Source organism: Gordonia sp. ABSL11-1 (genome assembly GCF_030315685.1).
Taxonomy (GTDB): Bacteria; Actinomycetota; Actinomycetes; order Mycobacteriales; family Mycobacteriaceae; genus Gordonia.
Map to the genome: position 1 here is coordinate 328,771 of NZ_JASXSI010000001.1, position 17,893 is coordinate 346,663.

General features: G+C 69.1%; 16 protein-coding genes and 1 other RNA gene. 10 read left to right on the forward strand and 7 right to left on the reverse strand.

The features are described 5' to 3' along the window. Nucleotides 1–26 precede the first annotated feature (26 nt). Nucleotides 27–854, reverse strand: a complete 828-nt coding sequence (locus QSJ19_RS01730; RefSeq protein WP_286317970.1) for a spermidine synthase — start codon at nucleotides 852–854, stop codon at nucleotides 27–29. A gap of 250 nt (nucleotides 855–1,104) precedes the next feature. Here QSJ19_RS01730 and QSJ19_RS01735 point away from each other — a divergent pair, with 250 nt between their 5' ends. Continuing rightward, nucleotides 1,105–2,058: a cobalamin biosynthesis protein gene (locus QSJ19_RS01735; protein ID WP_286318149.1), complete on the forward strand. Its 954-nt coding sequence runs from the start codon at nucleotides 1,105–1,107 to the stop codon at nucleotides 2,056–2,058. Here the strand turns inward: QSJ19_RS01735 and QSJ19_RS01740 are convergent. Continuing rightward, complete coding sequence (locus QSJ19_RS01740) at nucleotides 2,036–3,040, reverse strand: SURF1 family cytochrome oxidase biogenesis protein (RefSeq protein ID WP_286317971.1); 1,005 nt, start codon at nucleotides 3,038–3,040, stop codon at nucleotides 2,036–2,038. The genes QSJ19_RS01735 and QSJ19_RS01740 overlap by 23 nt on opposite strands. 82 nt (nucleotides 3,041–3,122) lie before the next feature. Here QSJ19_RS01740 and QSJ19_RS01745 point away from each other — a divergent pair, with 82 nt between their 5' ends. Next, entirely contained in the window at nucleotides 3,123–4,124 is a 1,002-nt protein-coding gene (locus tag QSJ19_RS01745; protein ID WP_286317972.1) for a zinc-binding metallopeptidase family protein, read from the forward strand. A 26-nt stretch (nucleotides 4,125–4,150) separates the two neighbouring features. Here QSJ19_RS01745 and QSJ19_RS01750 read toward each other — a convergent pair whose 3' ends face one another. After that, on the reverse strand, nucleotides 4,151–4,630 hold the full coding sequence (locus QSJ19_RS01750) for a low molecular weight protein-tyrosine-phosphatase (RefSeq protein WP_286317973.1): 480 nt from the start codon (nucleotides 4,628–4,630) through the stop codon (nucleotides 4,151–4,153). Further along, nucleotides 4,623–5,327: an HAD hydrolase-like protein gene (locus QSJ19_RS01755; RefSeq protein WP_286317974.1), complete on the reverse strand. Its 705-nt coding sequence runs from the start codon at nucleotides 5,325–5,327 to the stop codon at nucleotides 4,623–4,625. The genes QSJ19_RS01750 and QSJ19_RS01755 overlap by 8 nt, the downstream gene beginning before the upstream one ends. Nucleotides 5,328–5,366: 39 nt before the next feature. Between QSJ19_RS01755 and cobC the strand changes: the two genes are divergently transcribed. The 6 genes from cobC (at nucleotide 5,367) to QSJ19_RS01785 (ending at nucleotide 11,133) form a co-directional block, all read left to right on the forward strand. Further along, entirely contained in the window at nucleotides 5,367–6,422 is a 1,056-nt protein-coding gene (gene cobC, locus QSJ19_RS01760) for an Rv2231c family histidinol phosphate aminotransferase CobC (protein ID WP_286317975.1), read from the forward strand. Beyond that, on the forward strand, nucleotides 6,419–7,597 hold the full coding sequence (locus tag QSJ19_RS01765) for a Nif3-like dinuclear metal center hexameric protein (RefSeq protein WP_286317976.1): 1,179 nt from the start codon (nucleotides 6,419–6,421) through the stop codon (nucleotides 7,595–7,597). The genes cobC and QSJ19_RS01765 overlap by 4 nt, the downstream gene beginning before the upstream one ends. A gap of 163 nt (nucleotides 7,598–7,760) precedes the next feature. Beyond that, on the forward strand, nucleotides 7,761–8,498 hold the full coding sequence (locus QSJ19_RS01770; protein ID WP_286317977.1) for a zinc ribbon domain-containing protein: 738 nt from the start codon (nucleotides 7,761–7,763) through the stop codon (nucleotides 8,496–8,498). Further along, nucleotides 8,495–9,172 (forward strand): bifunctional RNase H/acid phosphatase, encoded by a 678-nt coding sequence (locus QSJ19_RS01775; RefSeq protein ID WP_286317978.1) that lies wholly within the window; start codon nucleotides 8,495–8,497, stop codon nucleotides 9,170–9,172. Before QSJ19_RS01770 ends, QSJ19_RS01775 begins: the two co-directional genes overlap by 4 nt. Nucleotides 9,173–9,207: 35 nt before the next feature. Continuing rightward, an RNA gene (gene rnpB / locus QSJ19_RS01780) (RNase P RNA component class A) lies at nucleotides 9,208–9,638 on the forward strand. A gap of 64 nt (nucleotides 9,639–9,702) precedes the next feature. Continuing rightward, on the forward strand, nucleotides 9,703–11,133 hold the full coding sequence (locus QSJ19_RS01785; RefSeq protein WP_286317979.1) for an RNB domain-containing ribonuclease: 1,431 nt from the start codon (nucleotides 9,703–9,705) through the stop codon (nucleotides 11,131–11,133). A gap of 132 nt (nucleotides 11,134–11,265) precedes the next feature. Here QSJ19_RS01785 and QSJ19_RS01790 read toward each other — a convergent pair whose 3' ends face one another. The 3 genes from QSJ19_RS01790 to panB all read right to left on the reverse strand — a co-directional run bounded on the left by QSJ19_RS01790 (nucleotide 11,266) and on the right by panB (nucleotide 14,702). Beyond that, on the reverse strand, nucleotides 11,266–12,762 hold the full coding sequence (locus QSJ19_RS01790; RefSeq protein ID WP_286317980.1) for a CYTH and CHAD domain-containing protein: 1,497 nt from the start codon (nucleotides 12,760–12,762) through the stop codon (nucleotides 11,266–11,268). A gap of 78 nt (nucleotides 12,763–12,840) precedes the next feature. Next, complete coding sequence (pip, locus tag QSJ19_RS01795) at nucleotides 12,841–13,794, reverse strand: prolyl aminopeptidase (protein ID WP_286317981.1); 954 nt, start codon at nucleotides 13,792–13,794, stop codon at nucleotides 12,841–12,843. Nucleotides 13,795–13,838: 44 nt separating this feature from the next. Then, nucleotides 13,839–14,702, reverse strand: coding sequence for a 3-methyl-2-oxobutanoate hydroxymethyltransferase (gene panB / locus QSJ19_RS01800; protein ID WP_286317982.1), 864 nt, complete (start codon nucleotides 14,700–14,702; stop codon nucleotides 13,839–13,841). Between the two features lie 161 nt (nucleotides 14,703–14,863). Between panB and QSJ19_RS01805 the strand changes: the two genes are divergently transcribed. Further along, the gene (locus QSJ19_RS01805) at nucleotides 14,864–16,429 is read left to right on the forward strand and encodes an alpha/beta hydrolase (protein ID WP_286317983.1); all 1,566 of its coding nucleotides are present in this window, start codon (nucleotides 14,864–14,866) and stop codon (nucleotides 16,427–16,429) included. Between the two features lie 84 nt (nucleotides 16,430–16,513). Further along, the gene (gene glnA, locus QSJ19_RS01810) at nucleotides 16,514–17,854 is read left to right on the forward strand and encodes a type I glutamate--ammonia ligase (RefSeq protein ID WP_286317984.1); all 1,341 of its coding nucleotides are present in this window, start codon (nucleotides 16,514–16,516) and stop codon (nucleotides 17,852–17,854) included. Nucleotides 17,855–17,893 lie beyond the last annotated feature (39 nt).

Here is a 17,893-nt window from a genome sequence, read left to right on the forward strand (position 1 = left end):
GACGACGCGACTCCAGTCGGTTCTGCTCAGCTGTTGTGCGAGTCCCGCGAGGTGTTGTCGTCCAACGCCGTCGCCGAGCCGAAATCGCGCGCTCGACGGCCCGACAACATCTGCGCGGGTTGCGGATCGCTCAACAGCGTGCGGACCAGTTCAGGCGTGTCCTCGATCGGGTGATCGCTCGCGGCCAGGACGAGATTGCCGGTGCGCCGGCCTTTCAACATCGCGGCGTCGGCGACGACCGCGACGTGCTCGAAGACCTCTGCGGCCGTCGCGACCTCGGCCCGGGCACGGGTGAGATCCCGGTTGTCGCCGCAATTGGCGAGGTACAGGCCACCGGGGGCGAGGACGCGGCGCACCTGCACGACGAACTCCCGCGTGGTCAGGTGACGTGGTGTGCGTGCGGCGATGAACGCGTCCCGCACGATGACATCACGGGTCTGTTGGGTCAGGCCGGTCAGGACCTCACGGGCGTCGCCCACGCGGATGCGTAGCCGGGGTGCGCGGGGAAGGTCGAACCACTCGCGGGCCAGGCGCGCCAGTTCGGCGTCGATCTCGATGGCGACCTGCTTGGACCCCGGGTATCGGTCGGCGACGTATCGGGGCAGCGCGCACGCGGCCGCCCCCAGATGCAGGGCCCTGATCGGGGCGTCGGCGTCATGTCGGCTCGCGATCAGCGCAGCCATCTGGCGCATGTACTCGAACTCGAGGACCCCCGGGTCGGGGTGGATGTGTGAACTCTGCGCCCCGTTGATCGTCAGCAGCCAGCCGCCGGCGACGGTGTCGTGCACCAATTCGGCGACACCGGTGCTGATCCTGTGCCGCCCGACGACGGGTTCGGGGCGGGTTCTGGCCATCGCGGAAGAGTCTATGACGGGCGCGTACCGGCCGTGTCGACGGAGGTGAGGTGGGTGGGGGTGAGGCGGTCGGGCGACCGTCACCGGGGGCATCGGCGGCGGTGAGGTCGACGGAGTCGACGGGGTGTGCGGCTACGATCACCGGGTGCCCGGTCCGCTCACCGCTACCGACCGCCTCACGACGGTCTGCCTCACCGCCGTCCGGCGACCGCTGCATGCCGGTGGCGCATCGCACCGCCGACGATGGGGGATCGACGCCCCCCGTCGTTCCCGTCATCTCGGTGTCGCCGTCGGGATCGTCGCGGGATATCTCCTCGACCGCGTGGTCGGCGACCCGCGGCGCGCGCACCCGGTCGCCGGGATCGGGCTGGCGGCGGCCCGGCTCGAGCATGTCCTCTATCGCGACTCACGTTCGGCCGGAACGCTGTTCGCGGCAACATGCGTCGGCACCGCCACGATCGTCGGGCTCGGCCTGCGTCGGTTGTCGCCGTCGGACGGGGTTGCCGTGGCGGTCACCGGCGCCGTGACCTGGTCTGCACTCGGCGGCACATCGCTGACCGGGATCGGCGAGGCGATCGCCACCGCGCTCGACGACGGGGACATCGCCGCCGCCCGCAGCTGGATCCCGAGTCTGTGCGGACGCGATCCGGAATCGCTCGACGACGCCGGGATCGTCCGGGCCGCACTCGAGTCCATCGCCGAGAACACCTCGGACGCCACGGTCGCCCCGCTGTTCTGGGTCGGAGTGGCCGGGATTCCCGGGTTACTCGCGTATCGCACGGCCAACACCCTCGACGCGATGGTCGGGTATCGCAACGACCGGTACCGCCGCTTCGGCTGGGCCGCCGCCCGACTCGATGACCTCGCCAACATCATCCCGGCGCGGTTGACGGGTTTGCTGGTGATGGTGCTCGGCGGCGAACCGTCCCGGGCAAGGCGCGCCTGGCGGCGAGACGCCGGGCGGCATCCGAGTCCGAACGCCGGTGTCGTGGAGGCCAGTTTCGCCGGCGCGCTGGGGGTGACGCTGGGCGGGCGCACGGTCTATCCGCACGGCGTGGAGGAGCGCCCGCGATTGGGGGCGGGGCAGCCGCCGACCGCCGACGACCTGCGCGCGGCGGTCGTGCTGTCCCGGCGTGTACAGACCGCCGCCGCAATCGGTGCTGCCGTGATGTCGGCGCTGCTCAGCCGCCGTAACGCTCGGTGAGTTTGGCGCGTACGTCGGCCGGGGTCTCCTCGGCGTCGGGGCCGTTGCCGATCTGATGGCGCTGCCGCGTGCTCGATGCTGCTCCCGCCTGCCGTAGGTCGGCACGGACGCGGTCCCGTCGGGTCCTCACGACCGGTGGCACGGAGATCTGTTCGTGAGGTGCGTCATCCGACGCCGCCGCGCCGGGCGCTTCCTGCGCAGGATTCTCCGCGGCAACCTGCCGCGTCGCATTCTTCAGCGCCGCGCTGCGTCGGCGCTGGCGCACCTCGGAATAGATGAAGTAGCCGGCGCCGAGTGGGGCCATGATGCCGAACGCCAGCCACTGCAGGCCATAGGACAGGTAAGGGCCCGACTCCAGTTGCGGGAGCGGGATGTCGCCGAGGGATCCGGGCTGATCCGGGGACAACTGGAGATAGAACGGGTCGAGCGGGTTAGAGGTCGCGCGTCCCACCTCGACGGGGTCGATGGTGTAGACGGCGAGCGCGCCGGCCTCGCTGTGGGCGCCGCGCCCGGGGGAGGTGCCCTCGCCCTGGCGGATGCGGGCAGAGATCGTCGTCTCGCCCGCAGGTGCGCTCGGGACATCGGGCAGGGCGGTCTGCTGCGGACGGACATATCCACGATCGACCAGGACCACGCGTGAGCCGTCGTCGACGGCGAAGGGGGTGAGGACCTCGACGGCGGGCCGCTCGTCGACCGAACGAAGACGGACGAGGACCTCCTTGTCGGTCAGATAACGACCGGTCAGGGTCACCTCACGCCATTCGGTCGACGCCCGGAACCCGGTACCCGGCGGGGCGAGATCGCCGAGCGCGACCGGCCCGGTCGACATCGCCGACTTGATCAGTTCGTTGCGGTGTTCGGTGGCGGTGTTCTTGCCCAACTGCCAGGGCGCGAGAAGCATGAAGCACATCGCGGCGAAGGCGATGACCACGATCCCGAGGGCTATCCACCCGGGACGTAGGAACGCTCGCACCACATGCACACCTCAACGGTACCGAGAGGTGCCCGGGACACACAGCCGCGCATCCCCCGGGTTGTCGACGCCGCCGGGTAGCGTGAGCGCAATGCGCGATTTCCTCTGCCGTGAGTGTGGACAGCGGCTTTCGTTCGAGAACAGTCTCTGTCTGCACTGCACGAGTTCGCTCGGATTCTGGCTGCCGGACCGCGCCATCTACGTCCTCGACGACCGCGACCGTGTCCAGATCGACGGTCAGCTCCTGGAACGGTGCGCCAATACCAAGGTGGCGCAATGCAATTGGTTGGTCAAGTGGACCGGGATGCCCGAATTGTGCGCCTCGTGTCGGCTCACCAGGACCCGGCCGACCGACGACGACGTCGACGCGATGGCCGAGTTCGGTCGCGCGGAGACGGCCAAGCGTCGCCTGATCCTGGAACTCGACGAACTCGGGCTTCAGATCCGGGGGCGCGACGACGATCCCGACGCGGGCCTGGCCTTCGACCTGTTGTCGAGCTCACAGGTCCCGGTGACCACGGGACATGCCAGTGGAGTGATCACCCTCGACCTCGCCGAAGGCGACGATGTGCACCGGGAGCAGATGCGCGTGGAACTCGACGAGCCGTATCGCACCGTCCTCGGGCACTTTCGACATGAGATCGGCCACTACTACCAGATGGTGCTCGTCGACGCCGACGCCCGACAGCGTTTCGAGGAGCTGTTCGGCGATCCCGACGCGGACTATCAGGCCGCCCTGGACCGGCACTACTCGACGGGTGCCCCGGACGGATGGCGCCAGGACTTCGTCTCGTCGTACGCGACGATGCACCCTGCCGAGGATTTCGCCGAGACCTTTGCCCACTACCTGCACATCCGCGACACGCTCGACACCGCGGCGGCATTCGCGATGGCACCGGCCGGCTCGACACTCGAGAGCGTGCTGCCGGGCGACGTCGGCTTCGAACGGCTCATCGAGTGGTGGCTGCCGCTGACGTGGGCACTCAATCAGATCAACCGATCGATGGGACATCCGGACCTGTATCCGTTCGTCCTGCCCGAGCGCGTACTCGAGAAGATCCGCTTCGTGCACAACCTCGTGCTACCCGGCTGAGGTTCGTGCTGGCCCCGGGTAGCGGGTCAGCCCTCTTCGAGGGTGGCGTGCACCCACGCGAGGAGCCCCGGCACGGCGGCTTCGATCTGCTCGCGGGTGATCGCGAAATCCTTCTCGGTGCCGTAGTACGGGTCGTTGAGGTCGAGGTCACCTGGCCCGGCCGACGGATCGAAGCTGCGCAACAGGCGCACGCGGTCACCGAGGCGCTTGCGCTCGAGTTCCCTGACATGACCCGCGTCCATCGCCACCAATAGGTCCGCGTCGAAATCCGCGGGCGAGAGTTGCGCTGCGACATGGCCATCGGAATAGCCGTGCGCCAACAGTTCGGTCCGCGCACGATTGTCGGCGGGTTCGCCGGTGTGCCATCCGGTCGTGCCGACGCTGGTGACGCGAACCCGTTCGGTGAGGCCCGCCTCGTCGAGCGCCCACCGGAAGATGTTCTGTGCCATGGGCGACCGGCAGATGTTGCCGGTGCACACGAAACACACGTGTAGTTGATCAGACACCCAGTACCTCGCGCAGATCTGCAATGGACCCGACAGACCACGCTGCCGAGCCGTCCTCCCCATCCAGAGCGTAGCCCCAACCGACCAGGATCGCTGGTATCCCGAACAGGGCGGCACCCTCGATGTCGTGAGCGCGGTCACCGATCATCACCACGGGCACGTCGCCCACCTGTCCGTCGGTGCCGGCGATCCCGAGTTGGTCGAGCGCACGAGCGATGACATCCGACTTCGCACGCCGCCGTCCGTCGTCGCTGGCCCCGGAGATGATCCGGAAATGCCCGGCGAGACCGAAGTGCTCGAGGATGGCGCGTGCGGTGTTCTCGTTCTTCGAGGTGGCGACCGCGAGCGTCCGGCCGGACGCGGCGAGATCGGCGAGGACCGGGCCCATCCCGTCGAACACGGAGTTCTCCAACCATCCGACGTCCGTGTAACGCTCGCGATAGGCGCGCATGGCGACGTCGGCGGTCTCCTGATCCAGCCCGAGTCCGGTGAGTGTGTCGATCATCGGTGGTCCGGCAATGCCGGCGACCACCTCGGGGGCGGGTTCGGGCGCGCCCACCGCGGCGAGCGCGTGACGGAAACTGTTGGCGATTCCGGCGAAACTGTCGGTGATCGTGCCGTCGAGATCGACCAGCAGGATCGTCGAGGGATCCGCGGGATCGGGATGGGTCGATGTGAGATCGGCTGTTCCAGGCATGTCGGTCACTGTTCCATCGTGCACGTAGGCTGATGGTTTATGACATCGGGGCTGTTCGCACGGGCGCGGCACGGCGATGCCGACGCCGAACCGGGACTCGTCGACTTCGCCGTCAACGTGCGAAGCGGCCCACCGGACTTCGTCCGGGACGCCATCGTCGAGCGGGTCGCCGACCTGGCCGCCTACCCCTCGGCGGCGGACGAGGCACGCGCCGTCGACGCGGTCGCGCAGGCACACGGGCGGCGCACCGACGAGGTCCTGCTGCTCGCCGGTGCGGCGGAGGGATTCGAACTGCTCCCGCGACTGCACCCGACCCACGCCGCATTGATCCAGCCGTCGTTCACCGAACCCGAACTGGCCCTGCGGGCGGCGGACATCCCGATCACCGATGTGGTGCTCGAGCCGCCCTGGCGACTCGACGGCGCGCACGTGCCCTCCGACGCCGACCTGGTGGTCCTGGGCAACCCGACCAACCCGACGTCGGTGCTGCACCGAGCGTCGGCGATCGACACCCTCCGTAGGGCCGGGCGGACGGTCGTCGTCGACGAGGCGTTCGCCGACATCACGCTCGACGCGGTGACCGGACGGCACGAGCCCGAGTCGGTCGCGTCGTCGGCGGGTCCGGACACGATCGTGATCCGTAGTGTCACCAAGACCTTCGGGCTCGCCGGGCTGCGTGCCGGTTACCTGCTCGCCGACCCGGAGATCATCGCGCGGCTGACCGTCGGCCGTCGCCCGTGGCCGCTCGGTACGCTCGCCCTCGCCGCGCTGGCGGCGTGCGTCGGAGTACGCGGGCAGCGGCACGCCCTGGCACAGGCGCACCAGATCGCCGACCATCGCGCCGACATGGTGTCCCGGTTGACCGCCGCCGGATTCGACGTCTGCGCGCAGCCCCGTGCGTCCTACGTGCTCCTCGAGGTCCCCGAGGCCGTGGAGATCAAACAGCGCCTGCGTGGGCGTGGGTTCGCGGTCCGCAGCGGCGCCAACTTCGTGGGCCTCGACGATCGGCATCTGCGACTCGCGGTGCGTGACCCGGCCACGACCGCAGGCCTCGTCGAGGCGATGGCACTGCTACGAAAGGAGATCCGGCGATGAACGCGACCCGTGACGGAGAGACAGACGGGACGGCGACGGGAGGATCGGCGGCGGGCGGCACGACCGGCGCCGAGGTGATCGCGGTACTCGACCGCGAGTACCCGCGGCGGCTCGCGGAGGCCTGGGATTCGGTCGGACCGGTGTGCGGTGATCCGACGGAACGGGTCGACACCGTCCTCGTGTGTGTCGACGTCACCGACGGTGTCGTCGATGCGGCCATCGCCATGGGTGCGCAGCTCGTGATCGCCCATCATCCGCTGCTCCTGCGCGGAGTCGATTCGGTCGCCGCGGATACGGTCAAGGGGCGGATCGTGCATCGTCTGATCCGGGCGGGTGTGGGACTGTTCACGGCGCACACCAACGCCGACAGTGCACGTCCCGGCGTCTCGGATGCGCTGGCGGACCTTCTCGATCTGGTCGATACGGTGCCCATCGATCCGAAACCGCAGGTGCCCATGGACAAATGGGTGGTGATGGTGCCGGAGGGCAACGCCGAGCAGGTCACCGAGGCGATGTTCGCGGCCGGTGCCGGTGCGATCGGCGAGTATCGGGACTGCTCCTGGTCGGTTGTCGGCACCGGACAGTTCGAGGCACTCGAGGCGGCGGATCCGACGATCGGGACGATCGGGGAACGCACACGTGTGGACGAGGATCGTGTCGAGATGGTCGCGGCGCGTGGTCTGCGCCGGTCGGTGCTCACCGCGTTGCGTGGCGCCCACCCGTACGAGGAGCCCGCGTTCGACATCCTCGAAGTGGCCGATGCGGCAAGTGATGTCGGGCTCGGCCGGATCGGACGACTCGACGAGCCGACTACTCTGCGTGAGTTCGCCGCGCGAGTGGGGGCCCGGCTGCACAGCCCGTCCGGGGTTCGCGTCGCGGGTGACCCCGACCGGCGGGTCGCCACGGTCGCGGTCTGTGGCGGTGCGGGTGACTCGCTGCTGGACATCCTCACCGCCGAGGGTGGCGACGTCTATGTGACCGGAGATCTCCGCCATCACCCGGCCGACGAGAATGCGCGACGCGGAGGACCCGCGCTGATCGACCCCGGCCACTGGGCGACCGAGTTCCCCTGGTGTGGTCATGTCGCGCGGCTGCTCGCCGAGGAGCTCGGCGTGACTGCCGCGGTGCACCGCGCGCCGACCGATCCGTTCGTCCTCGTCGAGGGCGAACGATAGCGGCCGTCGCGCATGGTTGCCGACGATGCGGCATGCCGCCGTGGTGCGGGTCACCGCGTACCGTGGGGAGACCCGAGGTCGGTGAACCGCTCGGGAGAGAACAGCACAGGGGAAGACGAGTGGTGATGACAGCACAGGTGTGCCGACAGCAGGAGTGGACGCGATGAAGGCGGATCCCGGGGCCCAACGACTCCTCCTCGACCTCGCCGACGCGGATGCGGAGCTCGCGCGGCTCGTGTACCGGCGGACACATCTCGCCGAGGACACCGAACTCGCCGAATTGAACGAGAAGGTCGACGCGGCGCGCGACGACCTCGTGCGTGCGGAGATCTCCGCCGAGGACCTCACCCGCGAGTACCGCCGGATCGACAGCGAGGTGACCGGCATGGCCTCTCGCGAGGCCAAGGACTCGGCGTTGTTGACGGCCGGGGGCCTCGCCCCCAAGGCGTTGTCGGAACTCCAGCACGAGCTGGCCGGACTCGGCCGGCGTCGGGCGAACCTCGAGGACGACATGCTGAGCGTCATGGAGCAGCAGGAGGCAGTGACCGCCGAGCAGCAACGGGCGGCCGCGACCATCGAACATCTCGACGCGGAGGTCGTCGCGACCCGGGAACGCCGGACGACGTCACTCGCCGCCATCGACGCCGATGCCGAGGCAGCCACAGAGCGTCGCACCGCCGTCGCCGCCGAGATCCCGGCCGATCTGCTCGCCGTCTACGACAAACAGCGATCCGCCGGCCGCATCGGCGCGGGACTCCTGAGGGCCCGACGATGCGGCGCCTGCCGGATGGAACTCGATCGCGGCACGATCGCCTCGATCTCGGCGAAGCTGTCCGACGATGTCGTCCGATGCGAGGAATGCGGTGCGATCCTGGTCCGCACAGCGGAGTCGGGGCTTTGACCTCGTCTCCATCCACCGACGCCTCCGGCCGGCGAGCGCCGACGTGGCAGGGCAAGCACACCGAGCCGACCCGCTTGCTGCTGTTGCGCCACGGGCAGACCGCGCTGTCGGTCGATCGTCGGTACTCGGGGCGGGGTAACCCCGAACTGACCGAGGTGGGTCGTGCGCAGGCACGGTCGGCGGCCGATCGTCTCGGCACCCGGACCGACATCGCCGCCGTCATCTCGTCGCCGCTGCACCGCGCGCGGTCGACCGCGCAATCGGTCGCCGATCGGCTCGGCGTCGATGTGGCGGTCGACGACGGGTTCATCGAGACCGACTTCGGCTCGTGGGAGGGACTGACGTTCACCGAGGCCGCGACACGGGATCCCGATCTGCACGCGCGATGGCTGTCCGACACCGATGTCGCCACCCCCGGTGGTGAGAGCTTCGCGCAGGTCGCCGACCGCGTGGTCGCCGCGAAGAACGATCTGCTGCAACGGTATCGGGGCCAGACGGTGCTCGTCGTGTCGCACGTGACTCCCATTAAGCTGCTGCTGCGCGATGCTCTCGGCACCGGCCCGGAACTGCTGTTCCGGCTCCATCTGGATCTGGCCTCGCTCTCCATCGCCGAGTTCTATCCCGACGGCGGGTCGGTCGTACGACTGGTGAACGACACCGGCCACCTCGGCTGAGGCGATGCCCGCGGGCGCTATCCTGGGTGGGCGAACGAGTCGGCCGGGCGGCCGCGGTGCGCGGAACGGCCCGGGCGACGGGTACGCCGACATCGAGGAAAGTCCGGACTCCACAGAGCAGGGTGGTTGTCAACGGCAACCCGGGGTGACCCGCGGGACAGTGCCACAGAGAACAGACCGCCGCCGGCGTGCCGGCGGTAAGGGTGAAACGGTGCGGTAAGAGCGCACCAGCGACGCGGGTGACCGCGCCGGCTTGGTAAACCCCACCCGGAGCAAGGCCGAAGTCCGCACCGCGGAGCGATCCGACGGTGCGGATGCGCGGGTGTTCGAGGGCTGCTCGCCCGAGCCCGCGGGTGGGCCGCTCGAGGTACCCGGCGACGGTGTGCCCAGATGGATGGTCGCCCCCGCTCGCGCGACGTCAGTCACGCGAGCGGGACAGGATCCGGCTTACACGCCGACTCGTTCGCCCCCACGACAGCCCGCCGCACCGATCCCGGCGCCCTGATGCCGCAGGCCATTACAGTCGGGGTGTGCAGCGAATACTGTCGGCACCCGACATCGACTTCGACGCCGTCCGGACCGAACTCGGCGTCTCCGAGGACTACGGCACCGGCGCGCAGGACGAGGCCGACCATGCCGTCGACCGTCATGCCGCCGACCGTGAGGACCGCACCGACCTGCCGTTCGTGACCATCGATCCGCCGACGTCGAAGGATCTCGACCAGGCCGTCCACCTCACCGCCGACGACGACGGATTCGTCGTCGACTACGCGATCGCCGATGTCGCCGCGCTGGTCGAACCCGAGGGAGCCCTCGACCAGGAGAGCCGGCGTCGCGGCACCACCGTCTATTTTCCCGACTGCTCGGTGCCGCTGCATCCTCGTTCGCTGTCGGAGGGGACAGGATCGTTGCTGCCCGGCCAGACGCGGCCGTGCGTGCTCTGGACCATCCGCGTGACCCGTGACGGGGCGACACGGGAGGTGTCGGTGCGTCGCGCGACGATCCGTTCGGTCGCCCAGCTCGACTATGCCGGTGTCTCGGCCGACGCCGTCGCCGGACGGCTCCACCCGTCGATCGCCGCTCTGCCCGCGTTCGGCGAACTCCGTCACGGGGTCGCCCTGCGGCGCGGGGCGGTCGAACTCGACCTGCCCGACCAGGAGGTGGTGCGGGGGGACTCCGGCTGGACCCTGCGACTGGCCCCGCACACCGCGGCCGACATGTGGAACTCGCAACTCTCATTGCTCACCGGCATGTGCGCAGGCACCATGATGGCCGACGCCGGGTTCGGGCTGCTCCGGACGCTGCCACCGGCCGACGACGATGCCGTCGAGGCCCTGCGTGTCTCCGCGGCAGCGCTCGGCGTCGACTGGCCCGCCGGCGCCACGCCGGGTCAGTTCCTCGCAGGTCTGCCGCGCGATGAACCATCAACACTCGCACTGATGTCCGGCGGTGCGGCGTTGATGCGTGGGGCGGATTACCTGGCGCTGGCTGATCCGCTCGACCGCGACCAGCAGCCCGCGCCGCGGCCCGACCGCATGCGTCACGCGGCGATCGCCGGACTCTACGCGCACGTGACGGCGCCGCTGCGTCGGCTCGGTGACCGCTTCGCCACCGAGGTCTGCCTGTCGGTGACCTCGGGGGAGCCTGTGCCCGACTGGGTCTCCCGTGCGTTGCCGACCCTGCCGAAACTCCTCCGTTCGGCTGATTCGTTGTCGGCGGCGGCCGATCGGGCGAGTATCGACCTCGCCGAGGCCGTGCTGCTGTCGCACCGGGTCGGAGAGCGGTTCGATGCCGTCGTGCTGCATGCGGCAACCGAGCGTCGGCCCGCGCAGGTGTTCGTCACCGATCTTGCGGTGATCGCACCCTGCGACGGTCACCCGGAGCAGGGTCGTCGGCTACCGGTGACCCTGACGGTGGCAGACCCGACCGCACGGAAGGTCGCCTTCGCGCCCGCGACCTGAGAGTTCTTCCCCCAGTTCTGTGTTCGTCCGTCGGATGCACCCGGCGGACGAACACACAACCGGCGGACGAACGTGGGGGCGGGCGCGCGGGCGCGCGGGCGCGCCGGGCGCGCGGCGGGAGGGTGGGGTGGGTCAGAGGTCTTTGGCGGCCTTGCGGTAGGCGGCCAGCGCGCGCTCGCCGTCGGCCTCCTGACGAGCGTCGATCCGTCCGAGGACGAACATGTCCGGCCCGGAGAGTGTCCCGCCCGCAACCAGTTCCGCGAGTCGCGCACGGTTGATGTGGGTGTCGTTGACGTCACCGAGTGCGGACTGGATGTTCTTGGCGACTCGCGCGACGTTCTTGTGCCGCTTCTTGCCGAGAGGGGTGGCCGCGTCGGTGCTGTAGCGCAGTCGCTTCGCCTTCTTGCGGATCGTGTGCAGTTGTTCCTCCCATTCGGGGGAGCCTTCCGCGAACGACGCCAGCGCGTCCTGAGACTTCCGGATGCTCTTGCGGCTCTTCGTGATCGCCCGGTCGACGGCGGTTCCGGCATCGAGGTCCGCATCCGGGCCGGGCGGAGGTGACGCGATCAGCTCGTCGATGGCATCGAGCAACGCGAAATACCGGTCGGAGTTCATCGCGACGTGCGCTGTTCTGATGGCACGATCGTGCACGGACGCCTCGGCCTCGGTCAGCCGGGCGATCAGGTCGGGGGAGGCGTTCTCGGACCGCAACAGCGACTCGTCGATGGCCAATTGCACCTCGGAATCCCGCGCATCGCCCAGAATCCGGGCGAGCAACTTCAGCTCGTTGTCGAGGTGCGCGACGCGCGTGGCGTCGAGGACGGTCGGGAATCCGGAGAACAGACTGCGCAGTCGGCGACAGGCCACCCGCATCTGATGGACCGCGTCCTCCGCGTCGACCCGGACCAGCGGGTCGTACGCGATGAGGGAGTTGCGATGGATCGCGATGTCGGTGATCACCAGCTCCAGAGCGGTCGGCCGCTTGCCCAGGTGCGGTTCCACCACGGTCGGTGTCGATCCGATCGCGCGAGCCAGCTTGGACGCCGACGACGGGGCACGCCCGCCGGAGTTGCGCAGCAACTTGCCGGCCGCCTTGAGCAGCGACGGGTGTGCGGCCGTCCCGATCAGCTCGAACTCCCACTCCGCCCATTCCTGGAAATGGCCTCCGGGGAGCAGGGATTGGGCGGTGACGAGATCTTCGGCGAACTCGGCGACCGGTCGGCCGTCGGTGCCGAGCAGCGTCGTGACGGTTCTCGTCGTGGAGATCGCGGCGACCGGGATCAGCGCGCGTGTGCGGGTCAGCGCGATGACGGGGGTGATCAACTCGGCCGGCACCACACCGTCCTCCGGTGCGTCGTCGAACCCCAACTGGAGTTCGTGCCGGGCACCGGCTGTTCCGGTGGGGCGCTTGAGGTGCCACCCGGCGTCTTTGCCGCCGGTCCGGCGGCGCATCGTGATGCGGTTGCCGGCGAGGTCGAGGTTCTCCGTGTCGAAGTAGGTGGCGTCGAGACCGAACGTCTGCGGCTCCTCGGCGCCGACGACGCCCGGCAACACCCGGAGGTCGGGAGCCGTGTGGCCCGCATCCACGTCGAACTTCAATTCCACCTCGACCTGCTCGGATGCCGCCACCCAGATCCTCCTCGCTACCGCCGCCGACGCGGACGCCCGCGTCCCGTGTCTGTGCCGTCGAGTCTAGTTTGCCCGGTGTCAGCGCCCGGCGAACTCGTCGGTCGCGGTGATCAGGTGATGCTTGATCCCGGGCTCGAACGAGGCATGTCCGGCGTCGGCGACGATGTGCAGGGCGGCGGCCGGCCACGCACGGTGCAGATCCCAGGCGCTGCGGGGCGGACACACCACGTCGTAGCGGCCCTGCACGATTACGCCGGGGATGTCGGCGATGCGGTCGATGTCGGCCAGCAGCTGGCCGTCCTCGAGGAAGCCGCGGTTCATGAAGTAATGGTTCTCGATCGCCGCGAAGGCGAGGTCGAATCGCGCATCGCCCGGCTCCTCGGAGTTCTTGGGCAGCAGGTGACTCGTGGCCTGTTCCCAGCCGGTCCAGGCGCTGGCCGCCGCCTGCGCGACATCTCGGTCCGACGAGGTCAGCAGACGGTGGTAGGCCGCGACGAGGTCACCGTCGCGTTCGGACTCGGGGATCGGTGCGAGGTAGGACTCCCACAGATCCGGATACATGTTCGCGGCGCCGCCGTTGTAGTACCAGTCGATCTCGCTGCGGCGAAGCAGGAAGATGCCGCGCAGGACCAATTCGGTGACACGTTCCGGGTGGGACTCGGCGTAGGCGAGTCCGAGGGTGGAACCCCAGGATCCGCCGAAGACCTGCCAGCGCTCGACGCCGAGATGCTCGCGCAGCGCCTCGATGTCGGCGATGAGATGCGGCGTGGTGTTGACCGACAGGTCCGCCCCGTCGGCGATGTGGGGGCGTGATCGGCCGCAGCCACGCTGGTCGAAGAGCACGATGCGGTAGCGCGCCGGGTCGAAGAATCGTCGCTGATCGGGCGAGGTGCCGCCGCCCGGGCCGCCGTGGACGAAGACGACGGGTTTGCCATCGGGATTTCCGGAGGTCTCCCAATAGATCTGCTGGCCGTCGCCGACGTCGAGGTGGCCCTGGTCGTACGGTTCGGTGGCCGGATAGAAATCGCGCATGGGCACAACCCTATGCGCGATCTCTCCGCCGCGGGGTCGGCCGCTCAGTAACTGTGTTCGGCCCCGGGGAACGTCCCGCGGCGCACCTCGTCGGCGTACTGCTCTGCCGCCGTGCGCAATTCGGTGCCGACGTCGGCGAAGCGCTTGACGAACTTCGCGGTCTTGCCGTGGGTGAGTCCGGCCATGTCCTGCCAGACGAGGACTTGCGCGTCGGTCTCGTGCCCGGCGCCGATGCCCACCGTCGGGATGGTGAGCTTGCGGGTGATCTGGCCCGCGAGGTCGGCCGGGACCATTTCCATGACCACCGCGAACGCACCCGCCTCCTGGACCGCGATCGCGTCGGCGACGAGCTGATCGCCCGCATCGCCACGCCCCTGGACGCGATAGCCGCCGAGCCCGTTGACGCTCTGCGGGGTGAACCCGATGTGCGCCATCACGGGGATTCCGGCCGCGGACAGTGCTGCGATCTGGTCGGCCACGCGTTCGCCACCCTCGAGTTTGATCGCGTGGGCACCGGTCTCCTTGAAGACCTTGACGGCCGATTCGAGGGCCTGCTGCGGGCTCGCCTCGTACGTGCCGAACGGGAGGTCGGCGACGACGAGCGCGTGGGGTGCGCCGCGCACGACCGCACGGATGAGCGGGATGAGTTCGTCGAGTGTGACCGGGATGGTGGAGTCGTAACCGAGGACGACATTGGCCGCCGAGTCGCCGACGAGCAGAACGGGGATCTCGGCCGCGTCGAAGATCCGGGCGGTCGAGTAGTCGTAGCAGGTCAGCATCGACCACTTCTCGCCCTCGGCCTTCATCTGGGCCAGATGCTGCACGCGGGTCGCGCGACGACGGGGGGCCTGGGCAGCGGGATCGCCCGCGACGGGGCCGGACGCGCCATACACCGAAGAATCGGACATCGTTGTCTCTTTTCTGCCTCGAGTCCTGCCTGGCAGGTACCCGGGTTGGGTTTGACAGTCCCCATTGTGGCACCGGAACGGAGCGTGTTGAATGCCATGAACTGTGGCTTTCCTCACAGCCGCGTCATGGGTGGCCAGTGCTGGTGGCCTACGATCACCGCATGTCGACCGGTAAGTCGACCGGTATGTCGACAGGTGTGCGAATGGTTCGACGACGCCGGGCGACCGTCCTCCTGATCGTGGCGCTCGGTGTGCTCGGAGGGTGCCGGCCGGCGGAGTCGGTGACGCCGGGTATCGATTTCCAGGCGTGTGGTCCTGCCGGTGATACGGCCGTCGGGGCTGATCGAGTCGTGGGCTCGTCGGATGGCTCCCGCGTGCTGTGCGGGCGGCTCGACGTGCCCCTCGATCCCGATGATCCCGCGGCGGGCACGATCTCCCTCGCCGTGGCGCGGCTGCCGGCGCGGGGTGAGCGGGCCGGGACGGTCGTCATCGATCCCGGCGGTCCGGGGACGTCCGCGGTGGATCACCTGATCGACGCGGGAGAGTCGGTGGCGGCCCTGCCGTTCGCCCGGACCCACGACCTCGTCGCCGTCGACGCGCGGGGTGTCGGAGCGTCACGACCGTCGTTGCGGTGCCGCACAGATGCCGAGCGCGACGCCGCGCGCGCGGCCGACACCGGTGACCGCTCGGCGGCAGGGATCGCGCGGATCGAGCGCGACCGTGAAGAACTCGCCGCGCGGTGCCGGGACCGGATCGGTGCGACGTTCCTGTCCCGGGTCGGCACCGCCTTCGCGGTCGAGGATCTCGACCGTGTGCGGATCGCGCTGGGCGAGGACCGGATCGGATTCGTCGGCCATTCATATGGGACACGCACGGCGATCGAGTACGCGCGCCGCTTCCCGTCGCATGCGGGCGGTGTGGTCCTCGACGGTGTGGTGAATCCCGACGAGGACCCCATCGACACCGCCCTGGCGCAACTCGGCGGCTTCGGGCGGGCCTTCGAGGATTTCGCGGCGGATTGCGTTCGACGCACCGGATGCCCGCTGGGGACGCGTCCCGATCAGGCGGTGCAGCGGTACCGCGAGATGCTCGCCCCGCTGCGCCTCGCTCCGGTGGCCGTGGGGTCCCGTTCGCTGTCGGCCGGCGACGCCGAGACCGCGACCATTGCAGCGCTGTATCGAGAGGCGACCTGGGGTGGCCTGCGCTCCGCGCTTGCCGGTCTGTCCCGTGGGGACGGTTCGGATCTGTTGACGCTCGCCGACGACGCCGAGGGACGAAGGCCGGACGGTGGTTACGACTCCACGTCGGACGCTTTCCTCGCCATCACCTGTGCCGACGACGCGAGAGTTCGCGACCGTGGGCGGTGGGACGACTACGACGACCGGGCGCGCCGGCAGGCGCCGTTCGCCGACGACGGCCGCGGTACCGGTCACGGTCCGCTCGGGATCTGCGAATACTGGACGCCCGGTGCGCGATCCGCACGGCCGGGGTCGCCTGCCGGATCGGGGGCGGACCTGCCGGCACCGGCGCTGGTCGTCGCGACCACGGGTGACCCGGCCACGCCGTACGCGGCCGGCCTCGACTGGGCGCGGGCGAACGCCGCCGCCGTCGTGACCGTGCGGGGTCGGCATCACACGGCGGTCTTCGGCGGCGACCCATGCGTCGACGACACGGTCAGCCGGTATCTCATCGATCTCAGAGTGCCATCTCCTCGTCTCACATGCTGAGAATCACGTCGCAAAGCCGCAGGAAGGGGAGTTCGAATTGTGGATGTAACACGGATTTAACAGGCTACTTCTAATCTCCGGGTCATGGATCGCCAAAAGGAATTCGTGCTGCGGACCCTCGAAGAGCGCGACATCCGATTCGTGAGGCTGTGGTTCACCGACGTTCTCGGCTACCTGAAGTCGGTGGCGATCGCCCCGGCCGAACTCGAGGGGGCGTTTGCCGAGGGTATCGGATTCGACGGTTCGGCCATCGAGGGGTTCTCCCGCGTCTCCGAGGCGGATACGGTCGCCAAGCCCGACCCGTCGACCTTCCAGATCCTTCCGTGGACGACGTCGAGTGGACGTCACCACTCAGCCCGCATGTTCTGCGACATCGCGATGCCCGACGGCACACCGAGCTGGGCGGACTCGCGGCATGTGCTGCGCCGCCAGCTGAACAAGGCGGCCGATCAGGGTTTCAGCTGCTACGTGCATCCCGAGATCGAGTTCTTCCTCCTGAAGGACGCGCCTCTCGACGGCAGCGTCCCCACACCCGCGGACACCGGCGGCTACTTCGACCAGGCGGTTCACGACGCCGCGCCCAACTTCCGTCGCCATGCGATCGAGGCCCTGGAGTCGATGGGTATCTCGGTGGAGTTCTCCCATCACGAGGGTGCGCCCGGTCAGCAGGAGATCGACCTGCGCTACGCCGACGCGCTGTCGATGGCGGACAACGTGATGACCTTCCGGTACGTCATCAAGGAGGTCGCCATCGATGAGGGCACCTGGGCGACGTTCATGCCCAAGCCCTTCAGCGAGCACCCGGGTTCGGCCATGCACACCCACATGAGCCTGTTCGAGGGTGACACCAACGCCTTCCACAATCCCGACGACCCGATGCAACTGTCGGAGACCGGCAAGAAGTTCATCGCCGGGATCCTGCACCACGCCAGCGAGATCAGCGCGGTCACCAACCAGTGGGTGAACTCCTACAAGCGACTGATCCACGGTGGTGAGGCGCCGACGGCCGCCACCTGGGGTGGCGCCAATCGATCGGCCCTGATCCGGCTCCCGCTGTACACGCCCAACAAGGCGTCGTCGCGCAGAATCGAGGTCCGCAGCCCGGATTCGGCGTGCAACCCCTATCTGACGTTCGCGGTTCTGCTGGCCGCCGGCCTGAAGGGGATCAGCGAGGGTTACGAGCTCCCTGACGAGGCCGAGGACGACGTGTGGGCGTTGACCCCCGCCGAGCGTCGGGCCATGGGTTACCGCGAACTGCCGGGCAGCCTGGCCGAAGCACTCGTGGAGATGGAGAAGTCCGAGCTCGTCGCCGAAGCGCTCGGAGAGCATGTCTTCGACTACTTCCTGCGCAACAAGTGGAGCGAGTGGACCAACTACCGCAGTCTGGTCACCCCGTTCGAGCTGAAGAACTACCTGCCGCTCTGACGGCCCGCACCCGCAGCGATCGGGCGCACCGCGGGTGCG

Bases quoted from the DNA above. Each gene is read 5' to 3' on its own strand.
- pip (WP_286317981.1), bottom strand. From the start codon at position 13,794: ATGCGCGATTTCTATCCGGCCACCGAACCGTACGACCAGGGCCACCTC.
- panB (WP_286317982.1), bottom strand. From the start codon at position 14,702: ATGTCCGATTCTTCGGTGTATGGCGCGTCCGGCCCCGTCGCGGGCGAT.
- QSJ19_RS01770 (WP_286317977.1), top strand. From the start codon at position 7,761: ATGAAGGCGGATCCCGGGGCCCAACGACTCCTCCTCGACCTCGCCGAC.
- QSJ19_RS01765 (WP_286317976.1), top strand. From the start codon at position 6,419: ATGAACGCGACCCGTGACGGAGAGACAGACGGGACGGCGACGGGAGGA.
- QSJ19_RS01745 (WP_286317972.1), top strand. From the start codon at position 3,123: ATGCGCGATTTCCTCTGCCGTGAGTGTGGACAGCGGCTTTCGTTCGAG.
- QSJ19_RS01805 (WP_286317983.1), top strand. From the start codon at position 14,864: ATGTCGACCGGTAAGTCGACCGGTATGTCGACAGGTGTGCGAATGGTT.
- QSJ19_RS01730 (WP_286317970.1), bottom strand. From the start codon at position 854: ATGGCCAGAACCCGCCCCGAACCCGTCGTCGGGCGGCACAGGATCAGC.
- cobC (WP_286317975.1), top strand. From the start codon at position 5,367: ATGACATCGGGGCTGTTCGCACGGGCGCGGCACGGCGATGCCGACGCC.
- glnA (WP_286317984.1), top strand. From the start codon at position 16,514: ATGGATCGCCAAAAGGAATTCGTGCTGCGGACCCTCGAAGAGCGCGAC.
- QSJ19_RS01755 (WP_286317974.1), bottom strand. From the start codon at position 5,327: ATGCCTGGAACAGCCGATCTCACATCGACCCATCCCGATCCCGCGGAT.